Origin of the sequence: Citrobacter amalonaticus (assembly GCF_037053465.1) — a bacterium.
Taxonomy (GTDB): Bacteria; Pseudomonadota; Gammaproteobacteria; order Enterobacterales; family Enterobacteriaceae; genus Citrobacter_A; species Citrobacter_A amalonaticus_H.
In genome coordinates, this window is record NZ_JBALIF010000008.1 from 73,894 (window position 1) to 91,324 (window position 17,431).

Here is a 17,431-nt window from a genome sequence, read left to right on the forward strand (position 1 = left end):
AGGATAGCGAAGATGTCAATTATGCAACCCGATATGTGAGAACTGCTATGAAGAAAACCTGTCGTATTGCCGCTATTCCGGGGGATGGTATTGGGAAAGAAGTGCTGCCTGAAGGCATTCGTGTGCTACAGGCTGCTGCTAAACGCTGGGATCTGTCTCTCCATTTTGAAACGTTCGAATGGGCCAGTTGTGAATATTATCTTCGCCACGGGAAAATGATGCCGGATGACTGGCGTGAGCAGCTATCGTCCTTCGATGCCATTTACTTTGGCGCCGTGGGCTGGCCGGAAACCGTCCCGGACCATATCTCTCTTTGGGGATCGCTGCTGAAATTCCGTCGCGAGTTTGATCAGTATGTGAACCTGCGCCCGGTTCGTCTTTTCCCCGGCGTGCCATGCCCGCTGGCAGGGAAAAAGCCCGGCGACATTGATTTCTACGTGGTGCGTGAAAACACCGAAGGCGAGTATTCCGCGCTGGGCGGTCACATCAATCCAGGCACCGAGCATGAAGTGGTCATTCAGGAATCGGTTTTTACCCGTCGCGGCGTGGATCGCATTCTGCGGTATGCGTTTGAACTGGCGCAAAACCGCCCACGGAAAAGGCTCACGTCTGCGACCAAATCAAATGGTCTGGCGATCAGCATGCCGTTCTGGGATGAACGAGTGGAAGCAATGGCACAGCATTATCCTGATATTCACTGGGACAAGCAGCACATCGATATCCTCTGCGCCCGGTTTGTCATGCAACCGGAGCGCTTTGATGTCGTGGTCGCGTCGAATCTGTTTGGCGATATTCTCTCCGATCTTGGCCCGGCATGTACCGGCACTATCGGTATTGCGCCTTCCGCTAACCTGAACCCGGAACGTTCATTTCCCTCGCTGTTTGAACCGGTGCATGGTTCAGCTCCTGATATTTATGGCAAGAACCTCGCTAACCCTGTTGCCACAATCTGGGCAGGGGCGATGATGCTGGATTTCTTAGGAGAGGGGGATGCCCGTTACACCGCGGCACATGACGGTATTCTGACCGCCATTGAGCAGGTTATTGCCAGCGGACCTAAAACACCGGATTTGCAGGGAAGCGCCACAACCCAACAGGTCGGTGAAGCGATCTGCGCGCAGATATAACGGTTCAATGCCTGATGGCGCTGCGCTTATCAGGCCCACGGTCGCGTAGTCTGTAGGCCGGATCGGGCGTAACCGCCATCCGGCAAAAAACATTAAAGCGGATACTCTGCCAGCAACGCGTTCAGCTTCACCGCCATTAATTCCGCGCGCCAGCCGGAAATCATTTCAGGCTCAGCGTTCTGCGGTTTGAGTTTCCAGTGCCAGTTCAGCAACTGATTTATCTGCCGACGCGACGCCAGTAGCTCTGCGCTGACGCTATGCTCTGCGCTCACTTCTGTTACCAGCGCCTTGATCGCTTTAAACGCTTTGCGATAACCGGGCATATCCATCAGATTGAGCTGCGGTTCCGGCAACGCCTCTTCGGGTAACGCCTGGGCTTTGGCCACCAGCGAAAGCAGCGTTTTCCCATGAAAACGAATTTCACTGCCCGAGAGACCGAGACTATCCAGTTCACCCATACTCCCCGGCATATAGCGCGCCACGGCCCACAGATGTTCTTCGCGAACCACGAAATTAACCGCCAGATCGCGCTCGCGCGCTTTGCGCAGACGCCAGTCGGCAAGCAGTTGCAGGCAGGCCAGTTGACGCGTGCGCAACTGCCAGGCGTTGGTGATGTCGCGCCAGGCTTCTTCCGGCGCCAGAATCTCCTGACGACGAGTTTGCATCAGGCGACACTCATCCAGCGCGGCAGACAGCCACCCCGCCACCTCGGTTTCCGCCATCAGCTTCCCGGCGATAGGCAACAAATACCAGACGTCCGCCGCCGCATATTCACACTGACGTTCGGTCAGTGGTCGCGCCAGCCAGTCGGTGCGTGACTCGCTCTTGTCCAGCGCCACCCCCGTAAACTCTTCCACCATTGACGCAAATCCCCATGACAGCGGACGACCGCAGAACGCCGCCAGAATCTGGGTATCAATGAGCGGTTGCGGCAGTTCGCCAAACGCATTCAGAAAGACTTCCAGATCTTCACTGCCCGCATGCAGGTACTTGGTGATGGCGGTATCGCGTAAAATGGCCTTCAGCGGCGACCAGTCAGTGATACCGTGTGGATCGATCAGCGCAACATGCTCGCCATCAAACAACTGAATCAAACCCAGTTGCGGATAATAGGTACGGGTACGAACAAATTCAGTATCCAGGGCAATTGCGGGAAACGCGCGGACTGCTTCGCACAGCGTTGCCAGCGCGTCATCAGTGGTGATCAGTTGATAATTCAAATCGCATTCTCTCGGTTTACGCCAAAAAAAACGCCGGATTCATCCGGCGCTTGACGTGTTGCTTAACGCTCAGCCCTTATTGTCCACTTTGGCACGGGCTTCGTCACGCAATTCTCGACGTAAAATTTTCCCGACGTTGGATTTTGGCAGTTCATCGCGGAACTCCACCAGCTTCGGGACTTTATAACCGGTGAGCTGACGTCGACAGAAGGTCACCAGCGCTTCATCGGTGAGCGAGGCATCTTTTTTTACGACAAAAATCTTCACCGCTTCGCCGCTGCTGCCTGAAGGCACGCCCACCGCCGCGACTTCCAGCACACCGGGATGCTGCATGACGACATCTTCAATTTCATTCGGATAGACGTTGAAGCCGGAGACCAGAATCATATCTTTTTTACGATCGACAATACGCAGAAAACCTTCATCGTCCATCACTGCGATATCACCTGTATGCAGCCAGCCGTCTTTTATGATCTCATCCGTCGCATCAGGACGTTGCCAGTACCCCAGCATCACCTGCGGACCTTTCACGCACAGTTCGCCGGGCTCGCCTGCTGGCACTTCGTTGTCGTCATCATCCACCAGTTTGGCTTCGGTCGACGGTACCGGCAATCCAATGCTGCCACTGTGATAATCAATATCATGCGGGTTCACGCTGACCAGCGGCGCGCATTCTGTCAGACCATACCCTTCGAGGAGATACTGACCGGTCAATTTAACCCAACGCTCGGCGACCGCCTGTTGTACCGGCATACCGCCGCCGGCGGAAAGATGCAGCGTGGAGAAATCGAGTTGCTGGAACTCTTTATTGTTCAGCAATGCATTAAACAAGGTGTTCACGCCCGTCATTGCAGTGAACGGGTATTTCGCCAGCTCTTTTACCAGGCCTGGAATATCGCGCGGATTGGTGATCAGCAGGTTCTGCCCACCCAGTTCAATAAACAGCAGGCAGTTCATGGTCAGGGCAAAAATGTGATACAGCGGCAACGCGGTCACTACCAGTTCTTTGCCAGGGTACAAAAGCGGCCCATAGGTGGCTTTCACCTGTTCGAGGTTAGCCAGCATATTGCGGTGCGTCAGCATCGCTCCCTTCGCTACACCGGTCGTCCCCCCGGTGTATTGCAGGAACGCCAAATCTTCAGAAACCACTTCCGGTTTGACATACTGCATGCGGTAACCGGCGTGCAGCGCGCTGCGAAAAGAGATCGCATCGGGCAGATGATACTTTGGCACCAGACGTTTGATGTACTTCACCACAAAGTTCACCAGCGTGCCTTTGGCCGTCGAAAGCTGATCGCCCATCCGGGTCAGAATCACATGCTTCACGCTGGTTTTATCCACCACTTTTTCCAGGGTATGGGCAAAGTTGGAGACAATCACAATCGCCGCCGCGCCGCTGTCATTGAGCTGATGCTCCAGTTCACGCGGGGTATAAAGGGGATTGACGTTCACGACGATCATTCCGGCGCGCAAAATGCCGAACAGCGCCACCGGATACTGCAACAGGTTCGGCATCATCAGCGCCACGCGGTCACCTTTTTTCAGTCCGAGGCCTTGTTGCAGGTAAGCGGAAAACGCACGGCTGCGCTCCTCCAGCTTACGGAAGGTCATCACCTCCCCCATATTAACGAAAGCAGGCTGATCGGCGTAGCGTGCGACAGACTGTTCAAACAGCTCCACCAGGGATTGATAACGGTCAGGATTGATCTCCGCAGGAACATCCGCGGGATAACGGTTTAGCCAAACCTTCTTCACTGCATCACCTCTAAAATGAGTGTTCGTCGTCATCTCAACCCCAGATAATAAACAAGTCGTTAACATAATATTAACTCAGCGTACCAGTTTATTAATCACTCGACTGAAAGGTTGCGAAGCGCGTCACTATTTATTTTTCTTATGACATAACGAATGCAGAAACAGCGGACCAGCCGCTGTTTCTTTTACTGATAATACAAAGGGTTACTCTGTGACTATCGTTTGAACTTGTGCGGGCCCCGGGTTGTACCAACCCCAGCCGCCATAGCCATATGGCCAGCCCCGCCCGCCATAAAACCACGGGTCGATCGGTTGTGGTGGCATCACCACCTGCTGGGCAAGCCGCCAGCGTTTATAGCCCGTGACGTCCATAGTCATGAATTTGTAAGGCGTACTGCCCACTTTACCCTCGATGGTGCCCGTAATCGGCCCAACGACGGTGACCAGTTGCCCACGGAAATCGACCGGATCGAGGAAACCATTCACGTTTGCGTAAATACGCCCGCGTGAAGCTTCACCCAGAACAGGCCGCGCGCCGCTATCCAGCGGAACGGTGGCGATTTCCAGCCGGGTTTTCCCCTGCTGGTTCTGGATATCCACTACTTTGCCGCCAAAGCGCGCTTCCTGGCCGACATACAATTGCGGGGCATTCATCACCCGAACCAGATCGTCTTGCGGCGTGGGACTAGAGCCTTTAATCGCATCCGGAACCGTGACGCACCCGCTCAGCATGAACGCCATCGCGCCGGCAAGCAGGCCTTTAAAAACGTATTGTTGAACCGCCATACTGCGACTCCTTTTCTCAGCGCACTGACCCGGCGTTTTACGGGCCATATTACTGAGAGTCATTCTTTTCCGGGAAGTTTCTTCCAGGCCACGTTGTTACGCAAATAAACCGGTTCGGCGTGTTCAACCGCCACGGTGCGACCTTCAGTCAACATCTGGCAGGCAATCGGCAACATGTCCTCTGCTGCTGGCAACAAAACCTCACCGTCGCGCAGTGTCAGACCGCTCTCTTTACCCAGTTCAGGCCAGGCGGGCCAACCGGTGCCCACCGTTACCCATTCCCCGGAAAGCTGCTGTAACCGCTCAGTCACCTGCTCAGGTTTCAGCACGGCCTCGGTGTCTTCACCGTGCCAGATACCGTTTTCGTCGCGCTGGTACTCGGCCCAGTAAACTTCGCCCATCCGCGCGTCAATGGCCGCCAGTACGCGCCCCGCTCCGGTTTTACGCCAGGCGCCCTGCGCCATCGTCGCGAGGGTAGAAACGCCGATCATTGGCAGGTTCGCGCCCAGTGCCAGCCCTTGTGCAATCCCAATCCCAATACGCACGCCGGTAAAGCTTCCTGGTCCACGACCATAAGCCAGCGCGTTGAGTTCCGTCAGGGTTGTGCCGCCAGCGGCAAGAATATCCTGCACCATTGGCAGGATGCGTTGAGTATGTTCCCGAGGGCAAAGCTCAAATTGAGCAGAGAGAGTACCGTCGTTCCACAGAGCCACAGAGCAGGCTTCTGTGGCGGTATCGATAGCCAGAATTCGCATGAGTCTTCGTGCTTAGATCAACAAAATGGCCCGCATCTTACCATAGCCATTCAGAAATTACTCGGATGACGGTATCGCCAGGAATCGCACGGCGCGGGCGATGTCACGGGTACGCGGCGCAGGCGGCAGACTGGCGAGAAAGGTCGCGCCGTAAGGACGCATCACTAACCGGTTGTCGCATATCACCAGTACACCGCGATCGTCAGCATCACGGATTAAGCGTCCAACCCCCTGCTTCAGCGTGATGACCGCATCCGGCAGTTGCACATCTTCAAACGGATCGCCGCCGCGTAAGCGACAGTCCTCCATTCGCGCTTTCAGCAGTGGATCGTCCGGCGAAGTGAACGGCAGTTTGTCGATGATAACCAGTGAAAGCGTATCACCGCGCACATCCACCCCTTCCCAGAAGCTGCTGGTTGCCACCAGCAAAGCGTTACCCGCGCTGACAAACTGCTGTAACAGTTGCCCCTTACTGGTTTCGCCCTGTAGCAGCACCGGCAGCGTCATGGTGGCGCGGAACTGCTCCGCCAGATCGCGCATCATTGCGTGCGAAGTACAGAGCATAAAACAGCGGCCATTGTTCGCTTCGATGATCGGTCTTAACATTGCCGCCAGTTGGCGCGCCGCGCCCGGCTGGTTAGTTTGCGGCAGATTGCGCGGCACACAGAGTAACGCCTGACGGGTGTAATCAAACGGGCTGGGCAGCAACATCGACTCTGCCTGCTCAATTCCCAGACGCGCCGTGAAGTGGTGTAAATCGTCATTCACTGAGAGCGTTGCAGAGGTGAAAATCCAGCTTCCGGGCTTCTGCTCCATCACCTCTTTGAATTTATCCGCGACCGTGAGCGGCGTTAATGCCAGGGTGAAATTCCGCGAGGTGCATTCGTACCAGTAGCTGTAACCGGGCTGGTTTATCTCTTTCAAACGCTTGAGGCGCGCGCGATACAGCGTGGCGCGTTCAAACGCGGCATCGAGCAGTGCCGAACGCCCCAGCGACAATTTCGCCACGTCGTAGCAAAGCTCCAGCGTGTCATCAAGCAGTAAAAAGGCGCGCTGCACTCGCTGATCGGCCAGCAGTTCTCGCAGGTTGCCGCGATAGCCCGGCTCGCCCAGTTGCAGGCGGAAATCCTGAGCACTTTGTGCCAGACGGTCAGCACACTTTTGCAACTGTTGGGTATCTTTCAGCTCAGTGCGGTACGCAATGGTGATGTCTTTGGCCAGGTCCATCAACTGGCGGCTGGAGAGCGACTGGCCGAAATACTGGCTGGCGATATCCGGTAACTGATGGGCTTCGTCGAAAATCATGACGTCGGCTTCCGGGATCAGCTCGCCAAAACCACTCTCTTTCACCACCATGTCGGCCAGAAACAGATGATGGTTCACCACCACGACATCCGCATCCATCGCTTTTTTACGCGCTTTTACTACAAAACAGTCTTTGTACAGCGGGCAGTCGCTACCGAGACAGTTATCGTTGGTGCTGGTGACCAACGGCCAGGCCTGGGAATCTTCTGCGACGCTGACGCAGGTACTGATGTCGCCGTCTTCGGTCTGATTCGACCAGGAGCGCAGCAAAATCACATCGCTTAAGGTCTGGACAGGGAGATCGCCGCCCGCCAGCGCCTGTTGTTCAAGGCGCTCAAGGCATAGATAGTTGGAACGTCCTTTCAACAGAGCCAGTCGTCCGGTGTACTTCAGCGCTTTTGCTACGGTGGGCAGGTCGCGGCTGTAAAGCTGATCCTGCAGGGCCTTTGACCCCGTTGAGACAATCACCTTCTTTTTCGCACGCAGAGCAGGCGCCAGATAGGCGTAAGTTTTCCCCGTGCCCGTTCCGGCTTCCACCACCAGAGGCTGCGATTTTTGAATGGCCTGAGCGACCGCAACTGCCATCTGCCGTTGTGGTTCACGCGGTTTAAATCCCGGTATCGCTTTAGCCAGTTGACCGTCTGGTGCAAAATCGTCCGTCACACTACCCCCTGTTGATTTGAACAGGGATTATGTCAGGCCCGGCACGCTTACGCCAGTTGAAGAGGTGACGACGCCCTGACATTATGGCAGTCTTGCCCTTTATGCAGAATATGAACGTAAAAGAGGAAGGCTTTATGACTATTATCCGCATTGATGCCGAAGAACGCTGGTCTGACGTGGTGATTCACAACAATACGCTGTACTACACGGGCGTACCGTCAAATCTCGACGCCGACGCGTTTGAGCAGACCGCCAACACGCTGGCGCAAATTGACGCCGCGCTGCAACAGCAAGGCAGCAGCAAGTCACGCATTCTTGATGCCACCATTTTCCTTGCCGATAAAGCCGATTTCGCAGCAATGAACAAAGCCTGGGACGCCTGGGTCGTCGCCGGTCTCGCGCCTGTGCGCTGTACCGTACAGGCCGGGTTGATGAACCCGAAATACAAAGTGGAGATTAAGATTATCGCGGCGGTGTAAACCGACGTTACTCGTCTTCGTCTTCAAAGCGCGCCACAATACGTTCTCCGGTGTGAGTGGCGCGCAACTCTTCTGCCACCAGCGCGATGGCCTGACCGCTGCTCATTCCCTGTGACATCAGTTCCTGAATACGCTCGACCGCTTTTTGTTGCTGTTCGTGACTGAGTGAAGGTAAACCTGCAAACATCGTTAACTCCTGCTAAATTGTCTGCGCTAATTATTTCATGCTACCCGGAACATAGCCAGTACAGTCAGGATCAATGAAGACGTTATCTCCCGCGATTATCACGCTCCCCTGGCGTCAGGACGCCGCAGAACACTATTTCGCCCCTCTAAGCCACCTGCCCTGGGCGATGCTGTTGCATTCCGGTCATGCGGAACATCCGCACAGCCGCTTCGATATTGTGGTGGCCGATCCGGTTTGTACGTTGCAAACGCGCGGCGAGACCACGCAGATTCGCGATGCAAAGGGCAACCACGTCACGCATGACGACCCGATGGCGGTGCTGCAACAGGCGTTATCTGCTCTGGGTCTTCAGTCGCCTGCTAACACAGACTTACCGTTTCAGGGTGGCGCGCTCGGGTTGTTTGGCTACGATCTGGGGCGTCGCTTTGAATCGTTGCCCTGCCATGCCCGCCCGGATATCGCGCTGGCGGATATGGCGGTGGGTCTCTATGACTGGGCGCTTACCGTCGATCATCAGCGCCGCGTTGTGACACTCCTCAGCCACACGGACGTGCAGGCGCGACTTAACTGGCTGGAAAGTCAAATGCCGCCTTCACGTAAGCCCTTTAAGCTCACCACAGGCTGGCGGTCAAATATGACACGGGAACAGTACGGCGAGAAATTCCGTCAGGTGCAGGCGTATCTGCACAGCGGCGACTGTTATCAGGTCAATCTCGCCCAGCGCTTTCAGGCCTCTTTTGAGGGCGATGAATGGCTGGCTTTCGTGCGCCTGAATCAGGCCAACCGCGCCCCGTTCAGCGCGTTTTTACGCCTGGAGGATGGCGTCATTCTGAGCCTTTCGCCCGAACGGTTTATTCTGCTGGCTGAGGGTGAAATTCAGACCCGACCAATCAAAGGCACGCTGCCGCGCCTGCCACAGCCGGACGCGGACCGGAAGCAGGCAGAGAAACTGGCGAATTCCCCAAAAGACCGGGCGGAGAATCTGATGATCGTCGATTTGATGCGTAATGACATCGGGCGCGTGGCCGTACCCGGCTCTGTGAAGGTGCCGGAACTGTTTGTTGTCGAACCCTTCCCGGCGGTGCATCATCTGGTTAGCACCGTGACCGCCCGTTTGCCGTCCACCCTCCATGCCACCGATCTGCTGCGCGCGGCCTTTCCCGGCGGGTCGATTACCGGTGCGCCAAAAATCCGCGCGATGCAGATCATTGACGAACTAGAGCCCCACCGCCGCAACGCCTGGTGTGGCAGTATCGGCTATCTGAGCGTCTGCGGGACTATGGACACCAGCATTACTATCCGTACTCTGATAGCCGTAGACGGTCAACTGTATTGTTCGGCGGGCGGCGGCATCGTGGCAGACAGCGAAGAACAGGCGGAATATCAGGAAACCTTTGATAAAGTGAATCGTATCCTGCAGCAACTGGAGAACTAAAACGTGGATAATCAGAGTCTGACGCTGGATGATTTCTTGTCGCGTTTTCAACTTTTGCGCCCACAGATCAACCGTGAGTCACTTAATCAGCGCCAGGCAGCGGTTCTCATTCCCATTGTTCGTCGCCCTCAGCCGGGAATGCTGCTGACCCAACGCTCGGTACATCTGCGTAAGCATGCCGGACAAGTGGCGTTTCCCGGTGACGCGGTAGACAGTACCGACGTATCGCTTATTGCCGCCGCGCTGCGTGAAGCTGAAGAAGAAGTGGCGATTCCGCCCGAGGCCGTGGAGGTGATTGGCGTGCTGCCGCCGGTCGACAGCGTGACCGGATTCCAGGTGACGCCGGTGGTCGGCATTATTCCCCCGGATCTACCCTGGCGCGCCAGTGAGGATGAAGTTTCTGCGGTCTTTGAAATGCCGCTGGCGCAGGCGCTGCATTTAGGCCGCTATCACCCGCTGGATGTTTACCGACGCGGCGATTCACATCGCGTCTGGCTTTCGTGGTATGAGCATTATTTCGTCTGGGGCATGACCGCCGGAATAATTCGTGAGCTGGCGCTACAAATCGGCATGAAGCCCTGACTATACTTATCTTTACGCGCAGAAGACACAACCTGAAACTCCCGTCACAACATTAGTAAAAACGCGGTTACTCATTAGTTTAATTCATGTGAATAGTTAAGCCGATCCCCGCGTTCCCTCTTACACTATGCGCAGTTATTACATCGTTTCTGGAAGTTTCCAGTCACCCTGTCAGGAGTATTATTGTGATTAGTCTATTCGACATGTTTAAGGTGGGGATTGGTCCCTCATCTTCCCATACTGTAGGGCCTATGAAGGCGGGTAAACAGTTCGTCGATGACCTGGTCGAAAAAGGATTACTGGATAGCGTTACCCGGGTTGCTGTCGACGTGTACGGTTCACTGTCGCTGACGGGTAAAGGTCACCACACCGATATCGCCATTATTATGGGTCTGGCGGGCAATGAACCTGCCACCGTGGATATTGATAGCATCCCGGGCTTCATCCGCGATGTGGAAACGCGCGGACGCCTGCTGCTGGCTCAGGGTCAGCACGAAGTGGATTTCCCGCAAAACGACGGGATGCGTTTTCATAACGGCAACCTGCCGCTGCATGAAAACGGTATGCAGATCCATGCGTATAACGGCGATGACGTCGTTTACAGCAAGACGTATTACTCCATTGGCGGTGGCTTTATCGTTGATGAAGAACATTTTGGTAAGGATGCGGCAAATGAGGTAAGCGTTCCTTATCCGTTCAAATCCGCAACTGAAATGCTGGACTACTGCAACAGCACCGGCCTTTCCCTTTCCGGTCTGGCGATGCAAAACGAACTGGCCTTGCACAGTAAGAAAGAGATTGAAGAGTATTTCGGCAACGTCTGGCAGACCATGCAGGCCTGTATCGATCGCGGCATGAATACCGAAGGCGTATTACCGGGTCCGCTGCGCGTGCCTCGTCGTGCTTCCGCACTGCGCCGGATGCTGGTCTCCAGCGATAAGCTCTCTAACGATCCGATGAACGTGATCGACTGGGTGAACATGTTCGCGCTTGCCGTGAATGAAGAAAACGCGGCGGGCGGTCGTGTTGTGACCGCGCCTACCAACGGCGCGTGCGGTATCGTGCCTGCGGTTCTGGCTTATTACGATCATTTTATCGAATCCGTCAGCCCGGATATCTATACCCGTTATTTCCTGGCGGCAGGCGCTATCGGCGCGCTGTATAAAATGAACGCGTCAATTTCAGGCGCTGAAGTCGGATGCCAGGGGGAAGTCGGCGTGGCCTGCTCGATGGCAGCCGCTGGCCTTGCTGAACTGTTGGGTGCGAGCCCGGAGCAGGTTTGCGTCGCCGCCGAAATCGGCATGGAACATAACCTGGGACTGACCTGTGACCCGGTTGCCGGACAGGTACAGGTGCCGTGTATTGAACGCAATGCGATCGCGTCTGTGAAGGCCATCAACGCCGCACGTATGGCGATGCGTCGTACCAGCGCCCCGCGCGTCTCGCTGGATAAAGTCATCGAAACCATGTACGAAACGGGTAAAGATATGAACGCCAAATACCGTGAAACATCGCGTGGCGGTCTGGCGATTAAAGTTCAGTGTGACTAAACAAATCATAAAGCAAATCTAATACTCACTCTTCGCCCATCTGCAACGGATGGGCGAAATTTATCCCCCTTTCTCGTCTGCCTGTGGTTTCCCCACTACACTTGCACTGTTACGGTTGGCTTTAGTGGCTTACGGTTGTCAGGTGGCCGGCATGCAGACAGCACAACGAATCATTAAAAAATATCGCCGCAATCGTTTTATCCTCTGCGTACTCTGTGCGCTCATCACGCTCATCCTGACACTGGGCATCCGATTTATTTCGGAGCGGAATTTAAATCAGCAGCGCATCGCCACCTATGCCGCTCGCGCGGTAACCACCCTGGATGACGTCCTGCGTCCGTTGCAAAGTGGTCGCGATATCCTGTTACCGCTGATTGAACTCCCCTGCTCAGCATCGCACCTCCCGCTGCGCAAGCAGGCCGCCTGGCTGCAAACGGTACGTGCTATTGCACTGGTAAAAGGTGGAATACTGTATTGCTCCAGCGTCTTTGGCTACCGTAACGTTCCAGTCAACCAGCTTCAACCCGGTCTCCCCGTGGCACATGCACAGCTTTTGCTTGCAATCGATCCCGTGCTTATCAAAGGCAGCCCGGTTCTTATTCAATGGTATCCCGCGTCGACGGACGGCAAAGATGGGGTGCTGGAAATCGTTAACATCGACCTGCTTACCCGGCTGCTGCTCGAACCACGTACGCCACTGATTACGGGGGCCAGTTTGACGGTCGGTAATCGACATCTCATTTTCGGGCAAGGGGTAGTCGAGAAATTGCCCCCCCTCGACGGTGACGCCCGATATCCATTACCGTCACAACACTTTCCTTTTACCATCAGCGTGACAGGACCCGGCGCAGACAAACTGGCGTTTAAAACGCTACCGGACCAACTGCCACTGGCATTCATGCTCAGCCTGATGGTGGGTTATCTCGTATGGCTGGCTTCCGCCAGGCGGATGAGTTTTACCTGGGAAATTAGCCTCGGAATTGCGCAGCAGGAATTTGAGCTTTTTTGCCAGCCTTTACTGAATGCCCACACAAAACAATGTCTGGGGGTGGAGATTTTGTTGCGCTGGAATAACCCCCGTCAGGGCTGGATTTCTCCGGATGTTTTTATCCCTATTGCCGAAGAACAGCGTCTCATCGCGCCATTAACACGCTATGTCATCGCAGAAACTATCCGCCAGCGGCATGTCTTTCCCATGAGCAGGCAGTTCCATATTGGTATTAATGCCGCGGCGAGCCATTTCCGTCATGGAGAATTGTTGAAAGACCTCAACCAGTACTGGTTCAGCCAGCAGCCCATTCAACAACTGGTGATTGAGCTGACCGAGCGGGATGCGTTGCGGGACGTGGATTATCGGATTGTCCGTGAGCTGCACCGGAAAAATGTCAAACTGGCGATCGATGATTTCGGGACCGGAAACAGCTCACTGTCATGGCTTGAAAAACTTCGCCCGGACATTCTGAAAATCGATAAGTCCTTTACCAATGCGATTGGCACTGATGCGGTTAATTCGACAGTGACCGACATTATTATCGCGCTGGGACAGCGGTTGCATATCGAGTTAGTCGCAGAAGGTGTTGAAACGCAGGAACAGGCGCAGCATCTGCGCCGACATGGTGTGGATTTACTGCAGGGATATTTATTTGCCAGACCGATGCCGCTGCGTGATTTTCCGCAGTGGCTGGCGGGCAGCCAACCGCCGCCCCCCAGACATAACGGACGCATGGCGCCCGTTATTCCCTGGCGCTAGAGACCATTACTCCTCTTCATCGTGCGCGGGTTGCTCTTTAACAATACGCACCAGGTCAACGCGGTAATCATTCGCGTCGACAATCGTAATGCTCAGGGGAGCGACTTCAATCACATCCCCCGTGCGGGGAATATGCCCGTTGACTGCGATCACAAGCCCCGCGACGGTTGCGATATCTTCGTCTTCATCGACCAGGTTATCCAACGCCAGCGCCTGTTGCAGGGCATGCAGGTCGGTGCCTCCCTTAACCAGCCAGCCATCGCCATCAACGATAATTTCCGGCGTTTCATCGGCATCCGGAAACTCACCGGCAATAGCTTCAAGAACATCCAGCGGTGTGACCAGCCCCTGCACAACGCCAAATTCGTTGGTCACGATGACGAAGCTGCCGCGCGCACGACGCAGGACGCCAAGCAGGTTGATCGGATCCAACGTTTCCGGCACCACAATGGCGGGAGAAGCAGAGGCGATAGCCGCCACGTCGACGCCTTCTTCCAGCGCCACCAGCAGCTCTTTCGCACGCACGATACCGATGACTTCATCCAGTTCACCACGGCATACCGGGAACAAACTGTGCGGCGAGGAGAGCAACTGCTCGCGGATTTCATCGACGCTCAGATTGGCATCCACCCAACTGATTTCACCTCGCGGGGTCATGATTCCGCGCAGCGATCGCTGAGCCAGGGTCAGTACGCCGTTAATCATATAGCGCTCTTCTTCGGCGAATGCCCCTTCCGGAACAGGCACAGCCGCCTGACTGTCAGTTTCATGCTGAACCGTCGTCTGGCGCTTCCCGCCCATCAGACGCAAAATCGCGTCAGCCGTACGCGCACGCAGCGGCAGCGTTGACTGATGGCGAATGAAGTTACGGCGCGCAATCTGGTTAAAGACTTCAATGATGATCGAGAAGCCAATCGCGGCGTACAGGTAACCTTTCGGGATATGGAAACCAAAACCTTCGGCGACCAGGCTCAGACCAATCATCAGCAGGAAGCTCAGGCAGAGCACTACCACGGTCGGATGTTGGTTGACGAAACGCGTCAGCGGCTTCGACGCCAGTAGCATCACAGCCATCGCAATCACCACCGCAGCCATCATCACCGGCAGATGGTTAACCATACCGACAGCGGTAATGACAGCATCCAGTGAGAACACCGCGTCTAAAATGACGATTTGGGTAACGACAACCCAAAAGCTTGCATAGCCTTTGCCGTGCCCGGCGTCATGCTCACGGTTCTCAAGACGTTCATGGAGTTCCGTTGTCGCTTTGAATAACAAGAAGATCCCCCCCAGCAGCATAATCAGATCGCGGCCTGAGAAGGTGAAATCCATCACGGAGAACAGCGGTTTTGTCAGGGTGACCATCCACGAAATAATGGACAGCAGGGCCAGACGCATAATCAGTGCGAGAGATAAACCAATCAGACGCGCTTTATCTCGCTGCTTCGGCGGCAGCTTATCAGCAAGGATTGCGATAAAGACCAGGTTATCGATTCCCAGAACAATTTCGAGGACGACAAGCGTAAGCAAACCCGCCCAAATCGAGGGATCCATTAAGAATTCCATGACAAGCTCCTGCTGAAGGAAGGGTTAACAGTCGATAAAACATTGTGCAGACAAAACGCGTGGCATGACATGCCAGACGGACAGGCGCGATGCGGCCTGAGGATGAAATGACGTCGGTGACGATCCATACTGCGGGCTAGTGCCCTATACTCCTGGTAGGTTAAACAGAGGGTAAACATAACAGAGACAACGTGTTTTTGGCAAAGATTTACCTTCCTTTGCAAAGAGTTGTAACAGAGATATTTTACACTCCGAAATTTCTTATTGGTTAAAGCTAAATTACGGATCTTCATCACATAAAATATTTTTTCGCTATCTAAAATAATTCACGAACATTCTGAGTTTTTCATTGTAACCCTTATCTGAATCGATTCGATTGCGGACGACGATTCAAATACATCTCTCACGTTGATGTGTTAACGATAATAAAGGAGGTAGCAAGTGACCATTGCTATTGTTATAGGCACACATGGTTGGGCTGCAGAGCAGTTACTCAAAACGGCAGAAATGCTGTTAGGCGAGCAGGAAAATGTCGGCTGGATCGATTTCGTCCCAGGCGAGAATGCCGAAACGCTGATTGAAAAGTACAACGCTCAGTTAGCAAAACTCGATACCAGTAGCGGCGTGCTGTTCCTCGTTGATACATGGGGAGGCAGCCCGTTTAACGCTGCCAGCCGCATTGTCGTCGACAAAGAGCATTATGAAGTGATCGCCGGGGTGAACATCCCAATGCTGGTTGAAACACTGATGGCGCGTGATGACAATCCGGGCTTCGATGAGCTGGTTGCGCTGGCAGTAGAAACCGGGCGCGAAGGCGTGAAAGCGCTGAAAGCGAAACCGGTTGAAAAACCGACCCCTGCCCCCGTCGCAGCGGCGCCAAAAGCAGCGGCACCTGCAAAACCGATGGGCCCGAACGATTATATGCAAATAGGTCTTGCACGTATCGATGATCGTTTAATCCACGGTCAGGTTGCGACGCGCTGGACCAAAGAAACCAACGTTACCCGTATTATCGTTGTTAGTGATGAAGTTGCCGCAGACACCGTGCGTAAAACGCTGTTGACCCAGGTGGCGCCTCCGGGCGTAACCGCTCATGTGGTTGATGTTGCCAAGATGATTCGTGTTTACAACAACCCGAAATACGCTGGCGAACGTGTGATGCTGCTGTTCACCAACCCGACGGATGTCGAGCGCATTGTCGAGGGCGGTGTGAAAATTACCTCCGTGAACATTGGCGGCATGGCTTTCCGTCAGGGCAAAACGCAGGTTAACAACGCCATCTCCGTTGATGCGACGGACATCGAAGCCTTTAAAAAACTCAATGACCGCGGTATTGAGCTGGAAGCGCGTAAAGTGTCCACCGACCAGAAACTGAAAATGATGGATTTGATTGCCAAAGTGGGTAAATAACACGCGGCATTAAATGAGCTTTCACACATAAGTCTGTATAGCAATAGGAGAAGTACAATGGAGATTACCACTCTTCAGATTGTGCTGGTGTTCATCGTCGCATGTATCGCGGGTATGGAGTCGGTACTTGATGAATTTCAGTTCCACCGCCCACTGGTGGCCTGTACGTTGATTGGCGCCGTTCTCGGGGATATGAAAACCGGTATTATCATCGGTGGTACCCTGGAAATGATCGCCCTGGGCTGGATGAACATCGGTGCAGCCGTTGCGCCCGATGCGGCTCTGGCATCCATTATCTCTACCGTGCTGGTTATCGCCGGTCACCAGAGCATCGGCGCCGGTATCGCGCTGGCAATCCCACTGGCCGCTGCGGGTCAGGTTCTTACCATCATTGTTCGTACCATCACCGTCGCCTTCCAGCACGCCGCTGACAAAGCGGCGGAAAGCGGCAACCTGACGGCCCTCTCCTGGCTGCACGTCTCCTCCCTGTTCCTGCAGGCAATGCGTGTCGCTATCCCGGCGGTCATCGTTGCGATTTCCGTCGGCACCAGCGAAGTCCAGAGCATGCTGAACGCGATTCCGGAAGTGGTGACTGGCGGTCTGAATATCGCTGGCGGCATGATCGTGGTAGTGGGTTACGCGATGGTCATCAACATGATGCGTGCGGGCTACCTGATGCCGTTCTTCTATCTCGGCTTCGTCACTGCGGCCTTTACTAACTTCAACCTGGTCGCTCTGGGTGTGATTGGTGCGGTAATGGCTATCCTGTACATTCAGCTGAGCCCGAAATATAACCGCGTAGCGGGCGCCCCTGCGGCGGCGGCTGGCAACAACGATCTCGATAACGAACTGGACTAACAG

At 54.8% G+C, this 17,431-nt stretch carries 16 protein-coding genes; 8 read left to right on the top strand and 8 right to left on the bottom strand.

Going from position 1 to position 17,431, the window contains the following annotated elements:
* The first annotated feature begins 47 nt into the window (after window positions 1–47).
* Window positions 48–1,127 (top strand): tartrate dehydrogenase, encoded by a 1,080-nt coding sequence (locus WB371_RS14785; RefSeq protein WP_336220807.1) that lies wholly within the window; start codon window positions 48–50, stop codon window positions 1,125–1,127.
* Window positions 1,128–1,219: 92 nt separating this feature from the next.
* Here WB371_RS14785 and rnd read toward each other — a convergent pair whose 3' ends face one another.
* The 5 genes from rnd to WB371_RS14810 form a co-directional block, all read right to left on the bottom strand.
* Window positions 1,220–2,347: a ribonuclease D gene (rnd, locus tag WB371_RS14790; protein WP_336220808.1), complete on the bottom strand. Its 1,128-nt coding sequence runs from the start codon at window positions 2,345–2,347 to the stop codon at window positions 1,220–1,222.
* 69 nt (window positions 2,348–2,416) lie between these two features.
* Window positions 2,417–4,102, bottom strand: coding sequence for a long-chain-fatty-acid--CoA ligase FadD (gene fadD / locus WB371_RS14795; RefSeq protein ID WP_336220809.1), 1,686 nt, complete (start codon window positions 4,100–4,102; stop codon window positions 2,417–2,419).
* A 204-nt stretch (window positions 4,103–4,306) separates the two neighbouring features.
* Complete coding sequence (locus tag WB371_RS14800; RefSeq protein WP_336220810.1) at window positions 4,307–4,888, bottom strand: Slp family lipoprotein; 582 nt, start codon at window positions 4,886–4,888, stop codon at window positions 4,307–4,309.
* A 59-nt stretch (window positions 4,889–4,947) separates the two neighbouring features.
* Window positions 4,948–5,643, bottom strand: coding sequence for a tRNA (adenosine(37)-N6)-threonylcarbamoyltransferase complex dimerization subunit type 1 TsaB (gene tsaB / locus WB371_RS14805; RefSeq protein WP_336220811.1), 696 nt, complete (start codon window positions 5,641–5,643; stop codon window positions 4,948–4,950).
* A gap of 57 nt (window positions 5,644–5,700) precedes the next feature.
* Window positions 5,701–7,611 carry an ATP-dependent DNA helicase gene (locus WB371_RS14810; RefSeq protein WP_336220813.1) on the bottom strand — a complete coding sequence of 637 codons (1,911 nt, stop codon included), beginning with the start codon at window positions 7,609–7,611 and terminating at the stop codon, window positions 5,701–5,703.
* Window positions 7,612–7,745: 134 nt separating this feature from the next.
* Between WB371_RS14810 and WB371_RS14815 the strand changes: the two genes are divergently transcribed.
* The gene (locus WB371_RS14815) at window positions 7,746–8,090 is read left to right on the top strand and encodes a RidA family protein (protein ID WP_336220814.1); all 345 of its coding nucleotides are present in this window, start codon (window positions 7,746–7,748) and stop codon (window positions 8,088–8,090) included.
* 7 nt (window positions 8,091–8,097) lie between these two features.
* On the opposite strand, the gene WB371_RS14820 is transcribed toward WB371_RS14815, so the two are convergent.
* Entirely contained in the window at window positions 8,098–8,277 is a 180-nt protein-coding gene (locus WB371_RS14820; protein ID WP_043000413.1) for a YoaH family protein, read from the bottom strand.
* 73 nt (window positions 8,278–8,350) lie between these two features.
* Here WB371_RS14820 and pabB point away from each other — a divergent pair, with 73 nt between their 5' ends.
* The 4 genes from pabB to WB371_RS14840 all read left to right on the top strand — a co-directional run bounded on the left by pabB (window position 8,351) and on the right by WB371_RS14840 (window position 13,594).
* The gene (pabB, locus tag WB371_RS14825; RefSeq protein WP_336220815.1) at window positions 8,351–9,712 is read left to right on the top strand and encodes an aminodeoxychorismate synthase component 1; all 1,362 of its coding nucleotides are present in this window, start codon (window positions 8,351–8,353) and stop codon (window positions 9,710–9,712) included.
* A 3-nt stretch (window positions 9,713–9,715) separates the two neighbouring features.
* The gene (locus tag WB371_RS14830; protein WP_336220816.1) at window positions 9,716–10,294 is read left to right on the top strand and encodes a CoA pyrophosphatase; all 579 of its coding nucleotides are present in this window, start codon (window positions 9,716–9,718) and stop codon (window positions 10,292–10,294) included.
* Window positions 10,295–10,479: 185 nt separating this feature from the next.
* Window positions 10,480–11,844 (top strand): L-serine ammonia-lyase, encoded by a 1,365-nt coding sequence (gene sdaA / locus WB371_RS14835; RefSeq protein WP_336220817.1) that lies wholly within the window; start codon window positions 10,480–10,482, stop codon window positions 11,842–11,844.
* Between the two features lie 151 nt (window positions 11,845–11,995).
* Window positions 11,996–13,594, top strand: a complete 1,599-nt coding sequence (locus WB371_RS14840) for an EAL domain-containing protein (protein WP_336220818.1) — start codon at window positions 11,996–11,998, stop codon at window positions 13,592–13,594.
* Between the two features lie 6 nt (window positions 13,595–13,600).
* Here WB371_RS14840 and yoaE read toward each other — a convergent pair whose 3' ends face one another.
* Complete coding sequence (gene yoaE, locus WB371_RS14845) at window positions 13,601–15,160, bottom strand: CNNM family cation transport protein YoaE (RefSeq protein WP_336220819.1); 1,560 nt, start codon at window positions 15,158–15,160, stop codon at window positions 13,601–13,603.
* On the bottom strand, window positions 15,148–15,453 hold the full coding sequence (locus WB371_RS23840; RefSeq protein ID WP_420704054.1) for a protein YoaL: 306 nt from the start codon (window positions 15,451–15,453) through the stop codon (window positions 15,148–15,150). Before WB371_RS23840 ends, yoaE begins: the two co-directional genes overlap by 13 nt.
* A 148-nt stretch (window positions 15,454–15,601) precedes the next feature.
* Here WB371_RS23840 and manX point away from each other — a divergent pair, with 148 nt between their 5' ends.
* The gene (manX, locus tag WB371_RS14850; RefSeq protein WP_336220820.1) at window positions 15,602–16,570 is read left to right on the top strand and encodes a PTS mannose transporter subunit IIAB; all 969 of its coding nucleotides are present in this window, start codon (window positions 15,602–15,604) and stop codon (window positions 16,568–16,570) included.
* A 57-nt stretch (window positions 16,571–16,627) separates the two neighbouring features.
* Window positions 16,628–17,428, top strand: coding sequence for a PTS mannose/fructose/sorbose transporter subunit IIC (locus tag WB371_RS14855; protein ID WP_336220821.1), 801 nt, complete (start codon window positions 16,628–16,630; stop codon window positions 17,426–17,428).
* Window positions 17,429–17,431 lie beyond the last annotated feature (3 nt).